Annotated in this window: 11 protein-coding genes; 6 read left to right on the top strand and 5 right to left on the bottom strand. The window is 52.3% G+C overall.

The genetic code is table 11. The features are described from left to right. Positions 1-365 precede the first annotated feature (365 nt). Both EV12_RS14670 and argJ read right to left on the bottom strand, forming a co-directional pair. A complete protein-coding gene (locus EV12_RS14670; protein ID WP_241466595.1) occupies positions 366-728 on the bottom strand; it encodes a Nif11-like leader peptide family natural product precursor in 363 nt (120 codons plus the stop codon). A 291-nt stretch (positions 729-1,019) separates the two neighbouring features. After that, positions 1,020-2,294 carry a bifunctional glutamate N-acetyltransferase/amino-acid acetyltransferase ArgJ gene (gene argJ, locus EV12_RS09055; RefSeq protein ID WP_052039577.1) on the bottom strand — a complete coding sequence of 425 codons (1,275 nt, stop codon included), beginning with the start codon at positions 2,292-2,294 and terminating at the stop codon, positions 1,020-1,022. A gap of 7 nt (positions 2,295-2,301) precedes the next feature. Here argJ and coaE point away from each other — a divergent pair, with 7 nt between their 5' ends. Continuing rightward, on the top strand, positions 2,302-2,967 hold the full coding sequence (gene coaE, locus EV12_RS09060; protein ID WP_036914747.1) for a dephospho-CoA kinase: 666 nt from the start codon (positions 2,302-2,304) through the stop codon (positions 2,965-2,967). 151 nt (positions 2,968-3,118) lie between these two features. Here coaE and gatB read toward each other — a convergent pair whose 3' ends face one another. Next, entirely contained in the window at positions 3,119-4,609 is a 1,491-nt protein-coding gene (gene gatB, locus EV12_RS09065) for an Asp-tRNA(Asn)/Glu-tRNA(Gln) amidotransferase subunit GatB (RefSeq protein WP_036914749.1), read from the bottom strand. Between the two features lie 120 nt (positions 4,610-4,729). Here gatB and EV12_RS09070 point away from each other — a divergent pair, with 120 nt between their 5' ends. From EV12_RS09070 to EV12_RS09095, 5 genes are all read left to right on the top strand, one after another. Then, complete coding sequence (locus tag EV12_RS09070; RefSeq protein ID WP_036914751.1) at positions 4,730-5,845, top strand: FAD-dependent oxidoreductase; 1,116 nt, start codon at positions 4,730-4,732, stop codon at positions 5,843-5,845. Positions 5,846-6,803: 958 nt separating this feature from the next. After that, entirely contained in the window at positions 6,804-7,802 is a 999-nt protein-coding gene (locus EV12_RS09080; RefSeq protein ID WP_206537833.1) for a cyclic nucleotide-binding domain-containing protein, read from the top strand. Positions 7,803-7,806: 4 nt separating this feature from the next. Next, a complete protein-coding gene (locus EV12_RS09085; RefSeq protein ID WP_241466594.1) occupies positions 7,807-10,557 on the top strand; it encodes an ATP-binding cassette domain-containing protein in 2,751 nt (916 codons plus the stop codon). Next, a complete protein-coding gene (locus EV12_RS09090) occupies positions 10,554-11,672 on the top strand; it encodes an HlyD family efflux transporter periplasmic adaptor subunit (protein WP_036914757.1) in 1,119 nt (372 codons plus the stop codon). The genes EV12_RS09085 and EV12_RS09090 overlap by 4 nt, the downstream gene beginning before the upstream one ends. Before the next feature lie 12 nt (positions 11,673-11,684). Next, positions 11,685-13,898, top strand: a complete 2,214-nt coding sequence (locus tag EV12_RS09095) for an NHLP family bacteriocin export ABC transporter peptidase/permease/ATPase subunit (protein ID WP_036914758.1) — start codon at positions 11,685-11,687, stop codon at positions 13,896-13,898. A 25-nt stretch (positions 13,899-13,923) separates the two neighbouring features. Here EV12_RS09095 and EV12_RS09100 read toward each other — a convergent pair whose 3' ends face one another. Further along, entirely contained in the window at positions 13,924-15,852 is a 1,929-nt protein-coding gene (locus tag EV12_RS09100) for an adenylate/guanylate cyclase domain-containing protein (protein WP_036914762.1), read from the bottom strand. Positions 15,853-15,927: 75 nt separating this feature from the next. Then, the gene (locus tag EV12_RS09105; protein ID WP_036914939.1) at positions 15,928-16,710 is read right to left on the bottom strand and encodes a FecR domain-containing protein; all 783 of its coding nucleotides are present in this window, start codon (positions 16,708-16,710) and stop codon (positions 15,928-15,930) included. Positions 16,711-16,764 lie beyond the last annotated feature (54 nt).

Genomic DNA, 16,764 nt, shown 5'->3' on the forward strand with positions numbered 1-16,764 from the left:
AGTTCAGTGTTGTTGTAGTCAGTGTTGAAAGTAGTCATGGTTTTAAAGGTGATAAGTGTGTGAGTTGTGTTGGGTTGTTTTCCCTCGACTCCTACAAGATCTCAGCCTTTCTGGTGATCTCCACTACACAGCTCTGGTGTAGACCCCAAGAGGTTCTGGTGAGCTTCTGGTGAACCGCTCAGATCCCAGTTGCAGCAAGGAATCGAAACACCACAGCCATGAAAAAACCCCGCTCGTGGCGGGGCTAAGTATTAATTAGTGCCAGGTATTGGAGGCTGATTTGTAGGCTTTTGGGGGTGATTGAAGCAATAAAAAGCCCCTGCTAATGCAAGGGCTTTGAGTGTGTAGGCTGAAGGCGGCAGTTGCTAAAATAGATCTTCTGAAGAGTTATGATGGCCAGGTAACCGTCTCGACGGCCTGCCATTTGGAGGACCACACACCCCCGGTTTTCCCGTCGCGATTTGTGTGAAAGGTGCCGCCCAGAGTACACAGCACAAGCCCCGTTGAGAATCAGACAGCCCGCCCGGATGACCACCAGCCGCGCCTTCCAGCTCTTCTTCAGAAAGCTCTTGTTGAGCGTTCTTCAAATCGTCAGCCGAAATACTAAAACCTGCCTCTTTCGCAATCGCAAGAACTGCATCGACATCAGCAGCAGCTTTGAGCTTCTCCTGAAGGCTGGTGTCTGCTTTGACTTTTTCAAGGAAGGCTTTGAGTTGCTCTTCTGACATTAAGTTTGAGGTTTATTCTTTATATTTAGCAGTCAGCAGGAGACAGAGAGAAAAATCAAACAAATCTTTCACGCCATTTAACGATCGGAAGCGGGCCTCATTGTCCCCATAGCCCCTCTGCAACGCACGTCTATTTCCTTGAGACGTGATCTGTTAGGGCGAGCAAGGTGCGTTGAGTCGTGACCACCAGACCAAAGGATCCAATGAGCACTACGTCTTTTACAAGTGCTAACATTGCGCTAACAGAAGAAAGTGATCGCTGCAGTCTGCTGCTAGCACTAGCTTTTTACATTACGTAGTGTAATCGGCGTTGATGCGCACGTATTGATCCGAAAGGTCGCAGCCCCAAGCCATGCCATCGCCCGATCCATCACCCACAACCAAACGAATCCTCACTGTGTCATCACTTAAATAACTCCCATCAACCCGCTCTTGCATATAGCGAGATGCAACGATCCGATCAAAAGGCAAGGGTTCACCACATTCCATTAACTGGTGAGGACCCAACCAAAGGGCTACTGCTGCAGGATCAAAAGACACACCAGCACGCCCTGCAGCCGCGACGATTCGGCCCCAGTTGGGGTCACGACCATGGACGGCCGTTTTTACTAAAGAAGAGCCGCAGACAGTGCGTGCAATACGGCGGGCCTCAACATCGCGATGGGTACCATCCACTTGCACCTCGAGCAAACAGGTGGCACCTTCACCATCACGTGCGATGGCCTTGGCTAGGTGCTGAGCCACCGCCATAAGCCCAGCCTCTAATGCCTCCAGGTATTGAAGCTCTAGAGGCTCACCGGCTGCAAAGGCCAACAACGAATCATTCGTACTGGTATCCCCATCAACCGTGATCGCATTAAAGGAGCGATCAACAACCCGCTTCACCATCGCCTGCCAAACATCTACCGAAATACCGGCATCACAACTGAGATAACCCAACATTGTTGCCATCTCGGGATGGATCATCCCTGATCCCTTGGCCATGCCGCCAATTCGCACACGTCGACCACCTAATTCAGCTTCGAGCGCAAACTGCTTCTCAACCAAATCGGTCGTCAGGATTGCGCAGGCCGCCTCAGCACCACCCTCATCGCTGAGTGCTTCCACAAGGGGATCCAACCCTGCAAGCAAGATATCCATGGGGATAGGTACACCAATCACACCGGTTGAACAAATCAAAACCTGCTCAACTGGTAGCTCAAGTCGGTCGGCCAGAGCCTGCGTGACTCGAACACTGTCGAGCAAGCCACGGTCACCGGTGCATGCATTGGCCTGACCAGAATTGATCAACACGGACCGTGCCTTGCCAGCACAAGCCCTCAAACGTTCCGCGCAAAGATCGACGCAGGCAGCCCGCACCAATGAAGTCGTGAACGTCCCTGTGCAAACAGCACCTTCTGGAGCCAGAAGTAACGCAAGATCCGGCTTGCCAGATTCCTTCAATCCAGCTGTGATGCCTGCCGCCTGAAAGCCGAAAGGTGCCGTTAGGCCACCAGAGATGGGGCGCCAAAGGGAGGCAAGCTCAAAGCTCACGGCCTTAGGAGACAAACTAAACACATCCTCCACCTACACGATGACCACCGAGCCACCAAGCCCGGTAGCACTCCCACGTTGGCAGGGGCCGCAACGACGCATCGGTCTTACAGGCGGCATCGCCAGTGGTAAGAGCAGCGTTGGGCACTACCTCGCGGAGCAACACGCCCTGCCTGTGCTGGATGCCGATGTGTACGCCCGAGAGGCCCTTGCCCCTGGTAGCGCAGCAACCAAGGCTGTGCTGGAACGGTATGGCAGCGCAGTAGGGGAAGCAGGCCAACGCAGTCCAGCCAGCCTCGATCGCTCAGCCCTAGGGCGAATCGTATTTAGCGATACCCGCGAACGCCGCTGGCTGGAGCAGCTCGTTCATCCCATCGTTGCAAAGCGCTTTGATGTGGCTCTGAGGGATCTCTCAGCAGAACCGGTGGTGGTGCTGATGGTGCCGCTGCTGTTCGAAGCGGAGCTCACAGGCCTCTGCAGTGAAGTGTGGTTGGTGGATTGCACTCCAACCCAGCAATATCAACGGCTGATGGCCCGTGATGAGATAACGCTCAAAGAAGCAGAACAACGGATCGCTACTCAATGGCCACTGGAAAGCAAACGGCCTCTGGCAGATGTCGTTATCGACAACCGAGGCACACTGCAGCAGCTAGCTGAGCAGCTCAGCCGTTACGCCCCGTCTGAACCCGGAAACACTTGGCAATGACCCACTTGCTCCAGACTTCCACCAGCATCACCTAATAAAATGTGAAGGGGTTGGGTCTGCCATCCGCCTGCAGGTTATGCCAAGCCAGCCCCAATCCCTGCACCGGCGTGAAACCACTCGCACCAGGCCTCAGGGATAACGTCGGTCGCAGTCAACCTCCCTTCAACTTCTTGCTAAGGATCTGATTAGCAAGCTTGGGATCTGCCTTTCCACCCGTTTTTTTCATGAGCTGACCAACAAAGAAGCCTTGAAGCTTGGTCTTGCCACCGCGGAACGCTTCCACCTCGTCAGGATGGGCTGCCAGTAATTCTTCAACGATCGTTGTGATCGCAGCAGGGTCGCTAATCATGCCGAGGCCACGCTGATCAACAATCGCCTTCGCTGAGCCGCCCTTCTCCAGCAACTCAGGCAAGATTTCCTTGGCGATCTTGCCGCTGATCTTGCCGCCGTCGATCAGTTGCACCATCTCTGCCAACTGCTCCGGTCGCAATGGCAACGTGGAATAAGAAAGGCGATTGGCATTCACGTAAGCAGCAATATCGCCCTGGATCCAATTAGCCACTCCCTTGGCCTCGGCACCTGCCGCCACGGCCGCCTCGAAGTATTCCGCCATCGCATACTCATCAGTGAGCACCCTGGCGTCATACACCGACAAACCAAACTCTTCGGCATAGCGATGACGCTTCGCCGACGGCAACTCTGGCAACTCAGTACGCCAACCCTCACGTACAGATGCAATCACCTCAATCGGACCTAGATCAGGATCCGGGAAATAGCGGTAATCGCTACTGCCTTCCTTCGAGCGCATGCTCTTGGTGAGTTGCTTGCTCTCATCCCAAAGGCGAGTTTCCTGCACCACTGCTTCACCGGCTTCATAAGCCTTGATCTGGCGTTGAATCTCATGATCACAAGCTTTCTGGATGGCCGAAAACGAGTTCATGTTTTTGATCTCTACCTTGGTGCCAAAGGGAGCATCAGGCCCCTGGCGCACGGAGATATTGACGTCGCAACGCAAGGAGCCTTCCTGCATATTTCCATCAGAAACTCCCAAATAACGCATGATCCGACGAATCTCCGAGGCGTATTCAGCCGCCTCTCGCCCTGTGCGCAAATCAGGCTTGCTGACAATCTCGGCTAACGCCACGCCGGCCCGGTTGTAGTCCACCAGGGAGTGGGTGGAGCCAGCCAGCCGATCACTACCAGCATGAACGAGCTTGCCGGCATCCTCCTCCATATGCAGACGCTCGATACCAATGCGCTTGATGTAGGTGTCCTTCCCCTTCTCTGCAACTTCCACCTCAATCCAACCCTCTTCTGCAATCGGCTCATCAAATTGAGAGATCTGATAGTTCTTCGGTAGATCGGGATAAAAATACTGTTTGCGATCAAACTTGCTGTGCTCGGCAATGTTGAGGTTGAGTGCCATCGCCGCCTTGACCGCGTACTCCAACACCATCTGATTAAGCACCGGCAACGTGCCGGGCAGGCCACACACAACAGGGTCAATGTGGGTGTTGGGGTCGTCGCCAAAGGTCGTTGAAGCGCATGTGAAGATCTTGCTATTGGTGCCTAGCTGCACGTGTGTCTCCAGACCGATCACGGCTTCCCATGCGCCGTTATCCGAGCTGGTGGCAGCTGTCATTGCCGATCTCCAATTACTGGGTATGTGTCCTTGATCCTATGGAAAGGTTCCCTCACATGCCCGAAGTTGGGTCAACAGGCTGAAACACTGAACTGATATGGACTGTTCATTCAGTTGACCATGGCAGCAATGCGTACTGAATCAGTGCTGATCCTGGGAGGCGGCTTGATGGGCCTAGCTTTAGCCCACAAATTGGCACGGCGCGGCAGCTCAGTAGAAGTACTCAGCAGACGCCGCAATGAGGCCGCCGGCTTCGTTGCGGCCGGCATGCTTGCACCCCATGCTGAAGGGCTCAGCGGAGAGCAACTACGGCTAGGCCAATTAAGCCTGGATCTCATCCCATCCTGGGTGAACCAAATCGAAACCGACAGCGGCCTCTGTTGCGGTCTTCGCCAATGCGGAATTGTGGTGCCCTTCATCACAGCGACGCAGCGAGATCTCTATCCCACCGCCTGCTTAGGTGAAAGCCTCGATCGTTCGGGCCTGGAACGAGAAGTACCAGGCATTGGACCCAGCTGGCAGGCCGGCTTACTCTTCAACCAAGACGGCCAGATCGACAATCGCCGACGATTGATGCGGGCACTGGAGACAGCCTGTGTGAGCCTGGGTGTTCGCTTCCAAGAAGGCGTAGAAGTAGAGGAGATCCTGCAAGACGGCCATACGTTCAGAGGGGTGAGAATGCGCAACGCTGAAGGGGAGATGCACACGCTTACGTGTCAAAAGGCTGTGCTTTGTTGCGGTGCCTGGAGTGCCCAACTGCTCCCAGCCCTAGCCATCGTGCCCGTGAAGGGTCAAATGCTGTCACTCCAAGGGCCACGGGACAGCTTGAAGCGAATTATGTTTGGTCCGGGCACTTACCTCGTACCTCGTGAAGATGGGCTACTCGTGGTGGGAGCCACCAGCGAGCCAGAGGCCGATTTCATGGAAGGTCTCACCCCTTTCGGCCAACAACAACTTCAAGCTGGCATTGACACTCTCCTGCCAAAAGCAAGCCAATGGCCGCCGATGGAACGTTGGTGGGGGTTCCGACCTTGCACACCTGACGGAGGTCCAATACTGGGCCGCTCATCCGTTGATGGCCTCTGGCTAGCAACTGGACATCACCGCAATGGGGTCCTGCTCGCCGCCATAACAGCTGAATTAATCGAAGCAAGCATCAGCGGCAAGGGAATCAACGCAGAACAAATTCAGATTTTAGAAGCATTTCAGTGGAATCGATTTACGGCGGAAATATAACAATTAAACCATGCAGTCATTAAGGCATGGCAATAATTACTCTTCGCCAATTGACTTCAGAAATCTGAGAAGAATCGCAATTCAATCAACACCATAAAGCTGCAGGATGATGCTTCCATTCTAGCGAGGCATCATTTTCAACACAATCAGAAGTATAGGCAATAAATCATAATATCAACGGATCATGCAGATACCTTGAGTGATGGCAAATTATCCAAGCATTAACAAAGCCAACGGTTAGTGCAAACAATACAAAGCCATTCTCCTGACCTCTCTACGAAATTGCAAAAAGCAAACAGGCGCCTTGCGTAAATCCCTTAATATTACAAAGCTATAGGACTAAACTATAAAGCTGAAGCCACATTTTATCTGCAGCACAATGACCAAGCTGCTCATAGGAATGGGATGAAAACTCACCAAAAAATCCTGCAGAAAACTGACCGGAATCCGATGGAATTAAAACATCCGAAAGCTGCCAATCATCACGCTAGCCATTGCGGCAGAAAGCCGTCCTAATGCTTGGGTATCACGACAGACTCTGCAAAGTCACAACATCAAACTGCTTTTCCAAAAACCCAAGACTTCTGCCGAGGCTCAGACCGCCAACCATCAGCAAGCAAAAACCTGCTTGCCTCAACAATCAACTTGCCCATGAACAATGGCAGCTGACTTCCCTTAACAACAGCACAATGTGCCGCCAAAGGGAGCCCCAAGGCAACCAGAGCAAAGTTTATTGAGCGCAAAGGAAGATATCATTAGCCTCATCCCATCTGAATAAGCTAATGAAAACCATCTGCCCTGAAAGTCTACTAAACCTCTCAGGCTTCTACTTGCAGCATTGACTTGCCCCAAACAGAGTTGTGAGCTTTCTCAAAAGTTTAAGCAAAGTATCTGAATCTCAGCTTCAGGCAAAACAAGGTCCAATCAAATGCACAATGAAATTGTGACTGGGAATGTCTTGCCTTTTAACATCTTTGAAAAGGCGGATTCCAAGCTACTGGCCTGGATTCGTGATGTGTCTGTCGTAAGGGAAATCACAACCTCCTGTCGTCTGATCGAAGAAGGCAGCACTCCGGACGGCTTGTTTGTAGTGGAGTCAGGACCAATCACGGTTTGCACCAAGCAAGCTGATGGCGGAAGCTTGTCACTCGCCAGCCTAAAAGCAGGCAACCTGGTGGGAGAGATGAGCTGGCTGGAAGAACGTCCAGCAGTAGCAAGCGTCGATGCTGGTCCAGGAAGTCGTCTTCTCCAAATCCCTAGAGCGGCTCTGGAGTCAATCAATCAATCCGAGGATTCCATTTGCCATCTCCTCTATCGCGTCATCGCTGAAAAATTGGCCCTCCAAGTGCAAGGCCAAAACGCATGGGTTCATCGTATTGCCGCGACTGACCAGGAACCCCTCCGCAAAGTTCTGGTGCTATTCGCAGAACTCGAAGAAAAGGATGTGGCCTGGATCGCCAGATCCGGTAAATTCAAACGTCTTATGGCCGGAGATATTCTCCTTGAAGAGGGAGATAATGTGCCTGGTCTCTATCTGCTGCTCTCTGGAGAGGCCAGAATAAGTATCACTAAAAACGGAAGCTGGCAATCGGTAGGCAGCTCTCGACGCGGTGAACTACTCGGTGAGCTCACAATGCTCAACCCTCAAGCAGCCGGAGCCACCGCCAATGTGGACACACTCACAGGCCTAGAGCTACTGGTGCTCGACAAACAGGAACTCAGCATGACTCTCAACGCAAATCCAAGGCTGGCTAAGCGTTTCTACAAAGGCATCGCACGCATGCTCTCCCAACGCAGCCGTGATCAACTCCTCAGCCGTGGATTTGCTGAAGCAAGCCGCATGGCCGAGGAAATCATCGACAACGAACAGCTTGGGCTTGATCAACTCTCGGCCATCAGTTCAGCCGGGTTGCGTTTTGACTGGCTGTGCAGACAGTTTCAGGATAAGGAGGGCTGATGTCTTGAAACTGCTTCCCGGTGAAGAGCAACCATGGCCCTCTAATCCTTTGAGGGTTACTGAGGGAGAGATAAGACTGATCCTTGAGCAACGCTCTAAGGAAGGATCCCTTCGCTCAAGACTTGGCCTGCTAAGCCTGAAAGAAGGCGCAATCCTGCCTGGTTTACCTGTCGATGGTCTCAATAGCACAAGCCACCTTCGCATCAAAGCCATCACCACCAGTGTGTTGACGTCGCTGAACAGCTCAGATCCAGAACAACAAGAAGGGCTGGACATTCTGCAAGCATTGCTATGGGAGAAACTTAGCCATCGTCCTGAGACAACAAACGCCAGCGAAGCTGCTATCGCACAGCTTCTGGAAGCCCACCATCAACAAGCCTGGGAGCAACACCACTTAAGACAACACAGTCATGAGCCCCTGAGCCAACAGAGCGAAGAACATCTATTCCGCAGTCTTGAGGCAGCAGGTCAAGCCAGCCAGACCCAGCAACCGCCGCCCCTACAAGACACTGTTCGTCAAGATCCTCTTCTGGCCTGCGTCGCGACCCTGGCCCAGCAAGGCTCAACATCAGCGAAGGCACCAATTCAAAACACGCCTGACCCTCGATCACGGCTACTGCTGATTCTGGAATCGGCAGGTTTAATCGGACGGGAGGTGCTGCTCAACGACAACCTGCTGGAAAAAGATTGCGGGGACCTCATCGGCTTCCTCGAACAGACGCCTACAAGCCCAGTTGTGCTTCATTCCACTGCCAACGGCTATCGCGTCTGGGCTCCCGAGCGAATGACAAAGCCGATACCACTCTCCCAAGCCAGCCAACTACTTGAAGAACTAAATCCAAGGGTGATGGCCATCAGCCCCAAATTCCAAACCAAGGATCTAACCACCTTGGGGCTTTTGCGTTTTGCCTATGGAGAACCAACCAATCTCTCCAGATTTGTGATCAGTGGTCTGCTCTTGGGAATCACCTTAGGTTTCTTACTTGCCATTGGCCGAGACGTCGGAGCTGCTCGCTGGATCTTCGGGATGGGGCTCACCGGATTGGCAGCTGGGGCATGCCTTGGACTACTCAGCGGCGGCTTCCGTATCGGAGTAGGCGTGATGTTTTTGGCAACTCTTCTGAGCTTGCTGACCCCCACGTTCAACACCGTGATTACAAACTCGGCTTTGCCGGACAGAGACCTTCTTCTATTGCTGCAAATAGGCCTAATTCTTATCGCTGCTGGTATCACACGAGTGGCATTGGAATGGATCCAAAGCCGATCTTTCCAAATCACCCAACAAAAAGGGGGAGCAAAGTTCCAGCTGGCCAGTATTAAACACTTACTAAGCCTGCCGACGGATTTCTTCCGTAAATACAACATCGGCGACCTTCAACTCCGCTTTAATGCAATCGAGCAATTGCGCAGTCAAATCCAAAACCTCTTGGAAGGGGGCCTGGTCAAGGTAGTGCTCACCAGTATTTATGTGCTGTTCATGTTGAGGATCAGCGTCAAGTTGACATTGCTGGCGCTAGTAATCTCCATGATGGTGCTTCTACCCACAGCATTGATCGGTCTGCAAACTCGCCCTCTGAAACGCCAACAGGAGGAGATCGAAGGACAAGCCCAAAGTCGCAATCTTGAGCTCATCAGCTCCGTCTCCAAGCTGCGTCTAGCAGGAGCTGAAGCTGCGGCCGCCCGCTGGTGGGGAGAACAGTTCCAACGCGTCGTGGTTCTAGAAAATGCTCTGGATATCAAAGAAGCAACCGCCGAAATCCTGCAGGGTGTGATGCCAAACCTTGGCAACCTGCTGCTTTACATCGTGATCACAAAACTGATCGCTGATGCCGCGACGACCCCTGCACTCAATGCACCCAACGCTGGCCAGTTACTTGGGTTTTTCTCAGCCTTCGGAACATTTGTGGGAGGCATGGCCAGCTTCGCTGGGCTTGCAGTGGAAGCCTTCGATATGCCTGTCCTCTATGAACGAGCAAAGCCTTTCCTGACAGCCACACCAGAAGTCATCGATGCAGCGATAGAACCAGCCGAGCTGCGTGGAGCCATCAAACTCGACCGAGTGAGTTATCGCTATGCCCCAGATCTACCACTCATTCTAGATAACGTGAGCCTGAAAGCAAACCCAGGGGAATTCATCGCTCTGGTGGGTCCTTCAGGATCAGGCAAATCAACAATCGTGCGCATGCTGCTGGGATTTGGCACGCCTGAAAACGGAGAAATCAGTTATGACGATCAGCCACTTAATGGCTTACGCATCGACAGCTTGCGGCGTCAAATTGGCACAGTGCTACAAAGAAATAGTTTATTCAGCGGCAGTCTGATGGAGGCTATCGCCGGAGGATGCCTGATCAATCAAGAGGAGGCCTGGGCTGCTGCTGAGATGGCAGGCCTGGCAGACGACATCCGCGAAATGCCAATGGGACTACAAACCATTGTTTCTGAGGGAGGGGGGACCCTCTCTGGTGGTCAACGCCAACGAATTGCCATCGCCCGAGCCTTGGTGCGGCAACCGCGAATTCTGATCTTTGATGAAGCCACAAGCGCCCTCGACAATCACACACAGGGAATTGTGATTCGCAGTCTTGAAACACTAAGCATCACACGTTTGGTCATCGCCCATCGACTGAGCACAATTCGCCACGCCGATCGCATCATTGTGCTAGAGAAAGGTCAAGTGCAGCAACAAGGCACATTCGAAAGTCTGATGAATGAAGCTGGGCTATTTGCCCGCTTAATGGAGAGGCAAGTTTCATGAGCCTGTTTCGCAAAAATGCGCTGGATGCCTTAGCGAGTCCTGAACAGCTAGACCAACCTATTGAATTACTTAGGCCTAGCTACTGGCTTTTAATAATCTCACTGTTGGGATTCAGTCTCAGCATTGTGCTGTGGTCGATCTTTGGCCGATTACCGGTAAGAATTGAAGGACGAGGGATATTGATCAGATCAGAAAGCTTACAACTGGTTCAAAGCGAAATTGACGGACGAGTTCAAGAGCTAAAAAGCAATGTGGGTGACTGCATCAAGCAAGAAACAACCCTTGCAGTCATTGAACCAGTGAAATTAAAACTAGCGAAAGAGAAAGCCGAAAAAGAGCTAAGACTTCAGATCGTCAATGATAAAAAATTAGGTCTGATAGCGATTCAAAGAGAAAATGAAGCCAAGAAAACTCTCACACGCTATAAGTTTTATAAAGAAGCTGTCAGTCTTAAAGAGTTGGAAACAAAAGAACAACAATTCTCTGAACTGTTGTTCAGCCTAGAAAACAGTGATGCTCAACGTGAACAAGTCATCAATCAAAAACGCAGCGAGATTGTTTCTTTAGAGAAAGAAATCGCACAAACCGCTGCCGTGAAAGCGCCTCGTGCAGGCTGCATCACAGACCGCCATGTGCAATTAGGACAATTGGTGCAGCGAGGCGCCACGCTATTTGAGCTGGAACAAGACAAAGACAGCCATACACTTGAAAGCTTGGCCTTCTTCCCCGCCAAAGATGGTAAACGCCTGCGCATAGGTCAACCAGTACGCGTAACACCAACAACAACCAGCCCACAACGCCATGGTGGTATCGAAGCTGAAATCCTTAGCGTGCGTCGTTTGCCAGTCAGCAAAGAAGCCGTCATCAACCGCCTCTACAACAAAGAGTCGCTATATAAAGCCATCACGAGCAAAGACGAAGGTCCATTAATCGAAGTCACCACGTCCTTAACTAAAGACCCAACAACACCAAGCGGCTATGACTGGGGCGGCAGCAAAGGGCCGGACCTACAGCTCACAGCAGGCACACCAACAACGCTGCGAGTGCTTGTAGAGCAAAGGCAGCCAATCAGCTATGTGATCCCTCTATTGAGAAATCTCAGTGGGATCTACTGAGGGAGACAAGACATGAACCTGCAGTCTTTCTGCCGTCAACTCTGGATCCGCATCCAAGCTCGTCTCAGCAAGCAGTGGGTACGTACCCCAACATTGCTGCAATTGGAAAACACGGAATGTGGGGCAGCCTCCCTGAGCATCATCCTCCAGTACTACGGCCGTTATGTACCGCTGACCCAACTGCGCGAACTTTGCGGCGTCTCACGCGACGGCAGTGATGCGGCCAATTTATTACTTGCAGCGAAAAGCTTAGGGCTCAAAGCAAAAGGATTCAAAAAAGGATTGCTGGCTTTAGAACAAATCCAGCCACCAGTCATCGTGTTTTGGGAATTCAACCATTTCCTCATCCTCGAAGGTTTCATTGGTGATCGGGTGGCCCTCAATGATCCAGCTCTCGGTCCTCGAACTGTCAGTCGCGAAGAGTTCGATACCAGTTACACCGGCATCGTCCTAACGCTGGAGCCAGGCCCAAACTTTCAAAAAGGCGGAAAGGCACCATCAGTCTGGCCAGTGATTTGGCGGCGCTTAAGCCTTGAACCCAAAGGAGCCCTATTCATTCTGCTAGCTGGTCTCCTGCTGATCCTGCCCCAGCTGGTGATGCCGATCTTTGCCCAGATCTATATGGATGAGATTATCGGCAATCAAATCCAAACGTGGTTAAAGCCAATGTTGTGGGGAATGGCCCTCACCATCAGCCTGCAAGTGGTGCTGCAGCATCTTCAGCTCATCGGAACACGCGCCCTGGAGAGGCGACTAACCCGACGCTTTGCCGCACAATTTGAACACCAGGTTCTGGCCTTACCAGAGCGTTATTACGCCCAACGCTATGCATCAGATGTAGCCAGCAGGGTTTCTAGTAATGCTCGAATTGCTGAATTCATCGGCGGAGAACTGATCCCGATGCTCACCGGCATTGTTCTGCTGGTGTTTTATCTGATATTGACTTTGCTCTACAGCCCAATTCTAGGACTGATAGTAGGCGTCACTACTGGCATCAACGCCCTCGTTGTAGCCATCAACCTTCGAGTACAACAAGACTCTAGTCAACAGCTCCAAAAAGATGGGGCCAAAGCTGGCGCAGTCGTGGTAGGTGCCCTGCAAGATATCGACACCGTAAAAGCAGCAGCCGTAGAAAACGACATCTTCAGACGCTACGCGGGTTACCAGAGCCGACTACTCAACACTGTGCAAAAGCTCCAACTTCTCAACGCACGGATCAGGGTGATCCCCAGCGTCATGACTACCTTTAACGAGGTGGCAATTTTGTTGGTTGGATTTTTCCTGGTGATTCAAGGTCAGCTCACTCTAGGAATGCTCCTAGCAGCCCAAACCATTGCCAGCAACTTAAAAGCTAAAATCGAAAGCGTGATTGGCTTCGTGCAAAACCTGCCCGACTTGGAAGCTGAAGTACTCCGCCTGGAAGATGTTCTTGAACAACCTCGAGACCCATTACTGATAGACGCACCAAAAATTCAGGACTGGAATGGCGACAGGGAACGCCTATCAGGCGCCATCGAAATTCAAGACCTCTACTTCGGCTATATGCCACTTAAACCACCTCTCATCAATGGACTACGTCTATCTATCCAACACGGCCAAAGGATTGCTTTTGTCGGAGGCAGTGGCTCTGGGAAAAGCACAATCGCCAAACTGCTTGCAGGTCTCTATCAACCTTCCTCAGGACAAATCCTCTACGACGGTATTCCGCTAAACGAAATACCACGAGCCATCAGCATCAGTTCACTTGCGATGGTTCAACAAGATGTACAACTCTATGGATGCAATGTTCGTGAGAACCTCAATCTCTGGAATAACAGCCTTCCAGACAAAGACCTTAGGCAGGCCTGCGCAGATGCCCAAATTCTCGACACCGTTCTCGGCCTGCCTGATGGCTTTGAAACCGTACTTAGCGAAGGAGGTCGCAACCTTTCAGGCGGTCAACGACAACGGCTCGACATTGCTCGTGCCCTGGTTCAAAACCCCAGCATCCTGATCCTCGATGAAGCCACCTCAGCACTCGATAGCGAAACAGAACGATTAGTGGACGAGGCCTTCCGACGCCGTGGCTGCACACAAATCATCGTGGCGCACCGCCTCAGCACAATCCGTGATGCTGACCTCATCTTGGTCCTAGAGCGTGGTCAAGTGGTCCAACAAGGTCGCCATGAAGACATGGCGACCGTCACTAATTCTCCCTACCAGAAGCTCTTGGCGGAAGTGGCCTAATCAATGGTTTAACAACCACAACCCATCACCCTCTCTCAGAAAGGCTATAAACCTCAAGGCGCCCAATCCCCTTTAGCTCTTGCATCCCCAAAGATCGGATAGCAAAACCCTCTCCTGCCAATTCTGAGGTGCACTGATCGAAAAGAATGGATTGATCCAGGCTGCGGGTCAAACCCTCCAGACGGCTAGCAAGGTTGACGGTGTCTCCGATCACGGAAAGTCCCCCAAGCTTGCGACCACCAATACCACCAGCCAAGACGATGCCGCTAGCGATACCAATACCATTAACCAGAGGCTCCACTCCCTCCGCCTGCCAGAGACGATTCAGATGAACAAGCCTCTCACGCATCGCCATAGCACAACAAATAGCGGATTGCGCTTCTGCAGATTCACCACGACCATCGGGCAGACCAAACACGGCCATCACGGCATCGCCAATAAACTTGTCGAGGAATCCATGGTGGTCCCATACCACCGAACGCATCTCATCGAGATAATGATTGAGCTGCTCAAGATGAGCACGAACTCGGCCCTGCTCGCTGCGCTGTCTAGTCAGAACAGTGAACCCTTGAAGATCCGCGAACAACACACTGACAGATTTGAGCTGACCATCAAACAAAGTCTCCATATCACTTGGGTCGCTGAGCATGGGGCCTACAACGGAGGGGTCCACACAACGTTCCAACCAGCGCCGCGTCAAGCGCCGTTTGATCGACATACGTCGATAAGCCTCACCTCCATAGAGCAAAGCACCAACCACCAATGCGACAGGAGGTGTAAGAACGGGAATCCAGACATGACGATGCTGCATCAGCGCATAGCCAAGGACAAACCACAAACCTGCGCATGCAAAAAGCACACCAAGTCGCCAACCCAAATCGGTGCGATAAAAAGCCAGTAAAAGTGTTAGTAGAACAACAAGGCCAACAAAAGTGCCTCTCTGCGGAAGTGACTGGGGCCAGGCCCGCAGTCCATCGCCTGTCAAAGCATTGCCAGTAGAGGTAGCAAGCAACTCCATTCCCGAAAGATCACCGAAGGGTGATGGCAGATCGCTTAACGCACTTCCACCACCAGACACAACAACACCCACCAAAACGACAGCCCCATCAACCCGCTCACGACAGGGATGCACCGCCCATTGCCGCGGATTGATCACATTCTTTGCCGACAGTCGCAAAAACCCGTGACCAAGGGTTGAGCAGGATCCATCCATCCCGATGGGCTCTGGCTCAGGACCATAGAAATTAAGAGTCTGGCCATCAAGGTCCAACTCGAGCGAGCGACCTGCCTGCTCCAATGCAGCAACTGGCAAAGAATGCAACGCCTGATGACCGAGCGGTTGTTCCAACGTGGTGGCATAAAACTCTGGTTGCAAAAACCGAGCTCCATGCTCAGGGGGAAAGAGATTGCTCAAGCCCAGCGAGAGTCTGTCAAGTTCAGCGGCGTCCACAGCAGCAGGACGCAAGAGAGAAATTGCACCGGCGCCGAGTTGATCTTCTGCCTCAACCATTTCTGCCGCCAGTACAAGGTTCTGCTGATGCGGCTCGAGGGCTGCGATAAAAGCCTTGTCGTCTGCTGGCCCGAAGACACTCTCGCCAGCGAAGACCACATTCAAGACCACCACATCAGCACCAGCCGCCATCAAAGGCTCCAAAAGGTCGCCGTAGCGCGCTCTTGGCCAGGGCAGGCTTCCCATCCCCACGGCCCAGGCTGGCATCTGCTCCTGCTGCTCAAACCAGAGACCCTCCGCGAGGGTTGCATCGTCGATCACCACCTGCACGATCTCTGGCGAGGCCAGGCGAGGACCACGAATCCTGACGAGCTGACCCTCAAGATTGCGTTCCAATGCCCACCAAGGTCGACAAAGCGATGCCGAACAAGATGCCAATAGGGCAGAAGCCAGCGTCAGGACAACAGCCACAAGAAGCACTGGAGCATTTCTAAGAATGCGCATCGGTGCCTGACCTAGGGATCACCTTGCTCACCCAATCAGTATGAAGATCACTCAGATCTTCCAGGACTCATTGAATCAAAACCGAAAAAAGCCACCACCAGGGATCCGAGGGGTAGAGGAAGGCACGATCGTAGGAATTGAAGGAATTCTCACTGATGGGAACTGAGAGCGTACATAAGATTGGAGTGAAGGCAAAGCAGCGATCTCAGTCTGGAAGCCCTCAAACAAAGGGCCTGCAAAGATGCTGCTGTAATCGCCAGCCGTTAGCTTTCTCAATGCTGAGATCATGCCATCAGGGGTCACCCGAAGCGATTCTCCAGATCTAATGATGACCGGCTCATCACTAAACGATTGTTGATCCTGAGCTTGATCCCTCCTGGGAGATTGATCAGCTTGAGATTGAGGCTCCACAGAACGATATTCCACCTCACCCTCCAACACAGAAACCTCAGTAGCCCCATCGTCCGAAACCTGCAGAACGTAATTGGTGCCTCGAACACTCAGTCGGGCTGAACGGGTACAGCCATCTTGCTTCCCGGACACCAAAATCTGCCCCTGGGTCAGTTGATAACAACTACTACCTAATTGCATCCTGGAAAACCGATTAAGGCGACCAGATGCTCCGGAATTGAACAGAAGCTGTCCGCGACTATCGCCCGTGCTGACTTGCTCTGGCTCAGTAGCCTTTTGATTCACTTTCGCCTGTTGAGAATCGATGTACAACTGATTGCCATCGAGGATCTCCTGCACCATTGCGGTCTCTGCAGCTTGAACCGAGCTCGAAAGCGTCATGGCCATCAAACTGAAGCCAGTGAAGAGACCCACTGGCTTCAGGATCATGATGTCAGTCCAAACCATCACAAAAGCCTGATCAACAGCACAATCATTTTGCCCCAATCAGGCACGCGAAAT

It is taken from the genome of Prochlorococcus sp. MIT 0701 (assembly GCF_000760295.1).
In the GTDB taxonomy this organism is placed as follows: domain Bacteria; phylum Cyanobacteriota; class Cyanobacteriia; order PCC-6307; family Cyanobiaceae; genus Prochlorococcus.

What these genes read in the sequence shown, in the direction of transcription:
- EV12_RS14670 (WP_241466595.1), bottom strand. Translation starts at nt 728, where the DNA reads ATGTCAGAAGAGCAACTCAAAGCCTTCCTTGAAAAAGTCAAAGCAGAC.
- coaE (WP_036914747.1), top strand. Translation starts at nt 2,302, where the DNA reads ATGACCACCGAGCCACCAAGCCCGGTAGCACTCCCACGTTGGCAGGGG.
- gatB (WP_036914749.1), bottom strand. Translation starts at nt 4,609, where the DNA reads ATGACAGCTGCCACCAGCTCGGATAACGGCGCATGGGAAGCCGTGATC.
- EV12_RS09070 (WP_036914751.1), top strand. Translation starts at nt 4,730, where the DNA reads ATGGCAGCAATGCGTACTGAATCAGTGCTGATCCTGGGAGGCGGCTTG.
- EV12_RS09090 (WP_036914757.1), top strand. Translation starts at nt 10,554, where the DNA reads ATGAGCCTGTTTCGCAAAAATGCGCTGGATGCCTTAGCGAGTCCTGAA.
- EV12_RS09095 (WP_036914758.1), top strand. Translation starts at nt 11,685, where the DNA reads ATGAACCTGCAGTCTTTCTGCCGTCAACTCTGGATCCGCATCCAAGCT.
- EV12_RS09100 (WP_036914762.1), bottom strand. Translation starts at nt 15,852, where the DNA reads ATGCGCATTCTTAGAAATGCTCCAGTGCTTCTTGTGGCTGTTGTCCTG.
- EV12_RS09105 (WP_036914939.1), bottom strand. Translation starts at nt 16,710, where the DNA reads ATGGTTTGGACTGACATCATGATCCTGAAGCCAGTGGGTCTCTTCACT.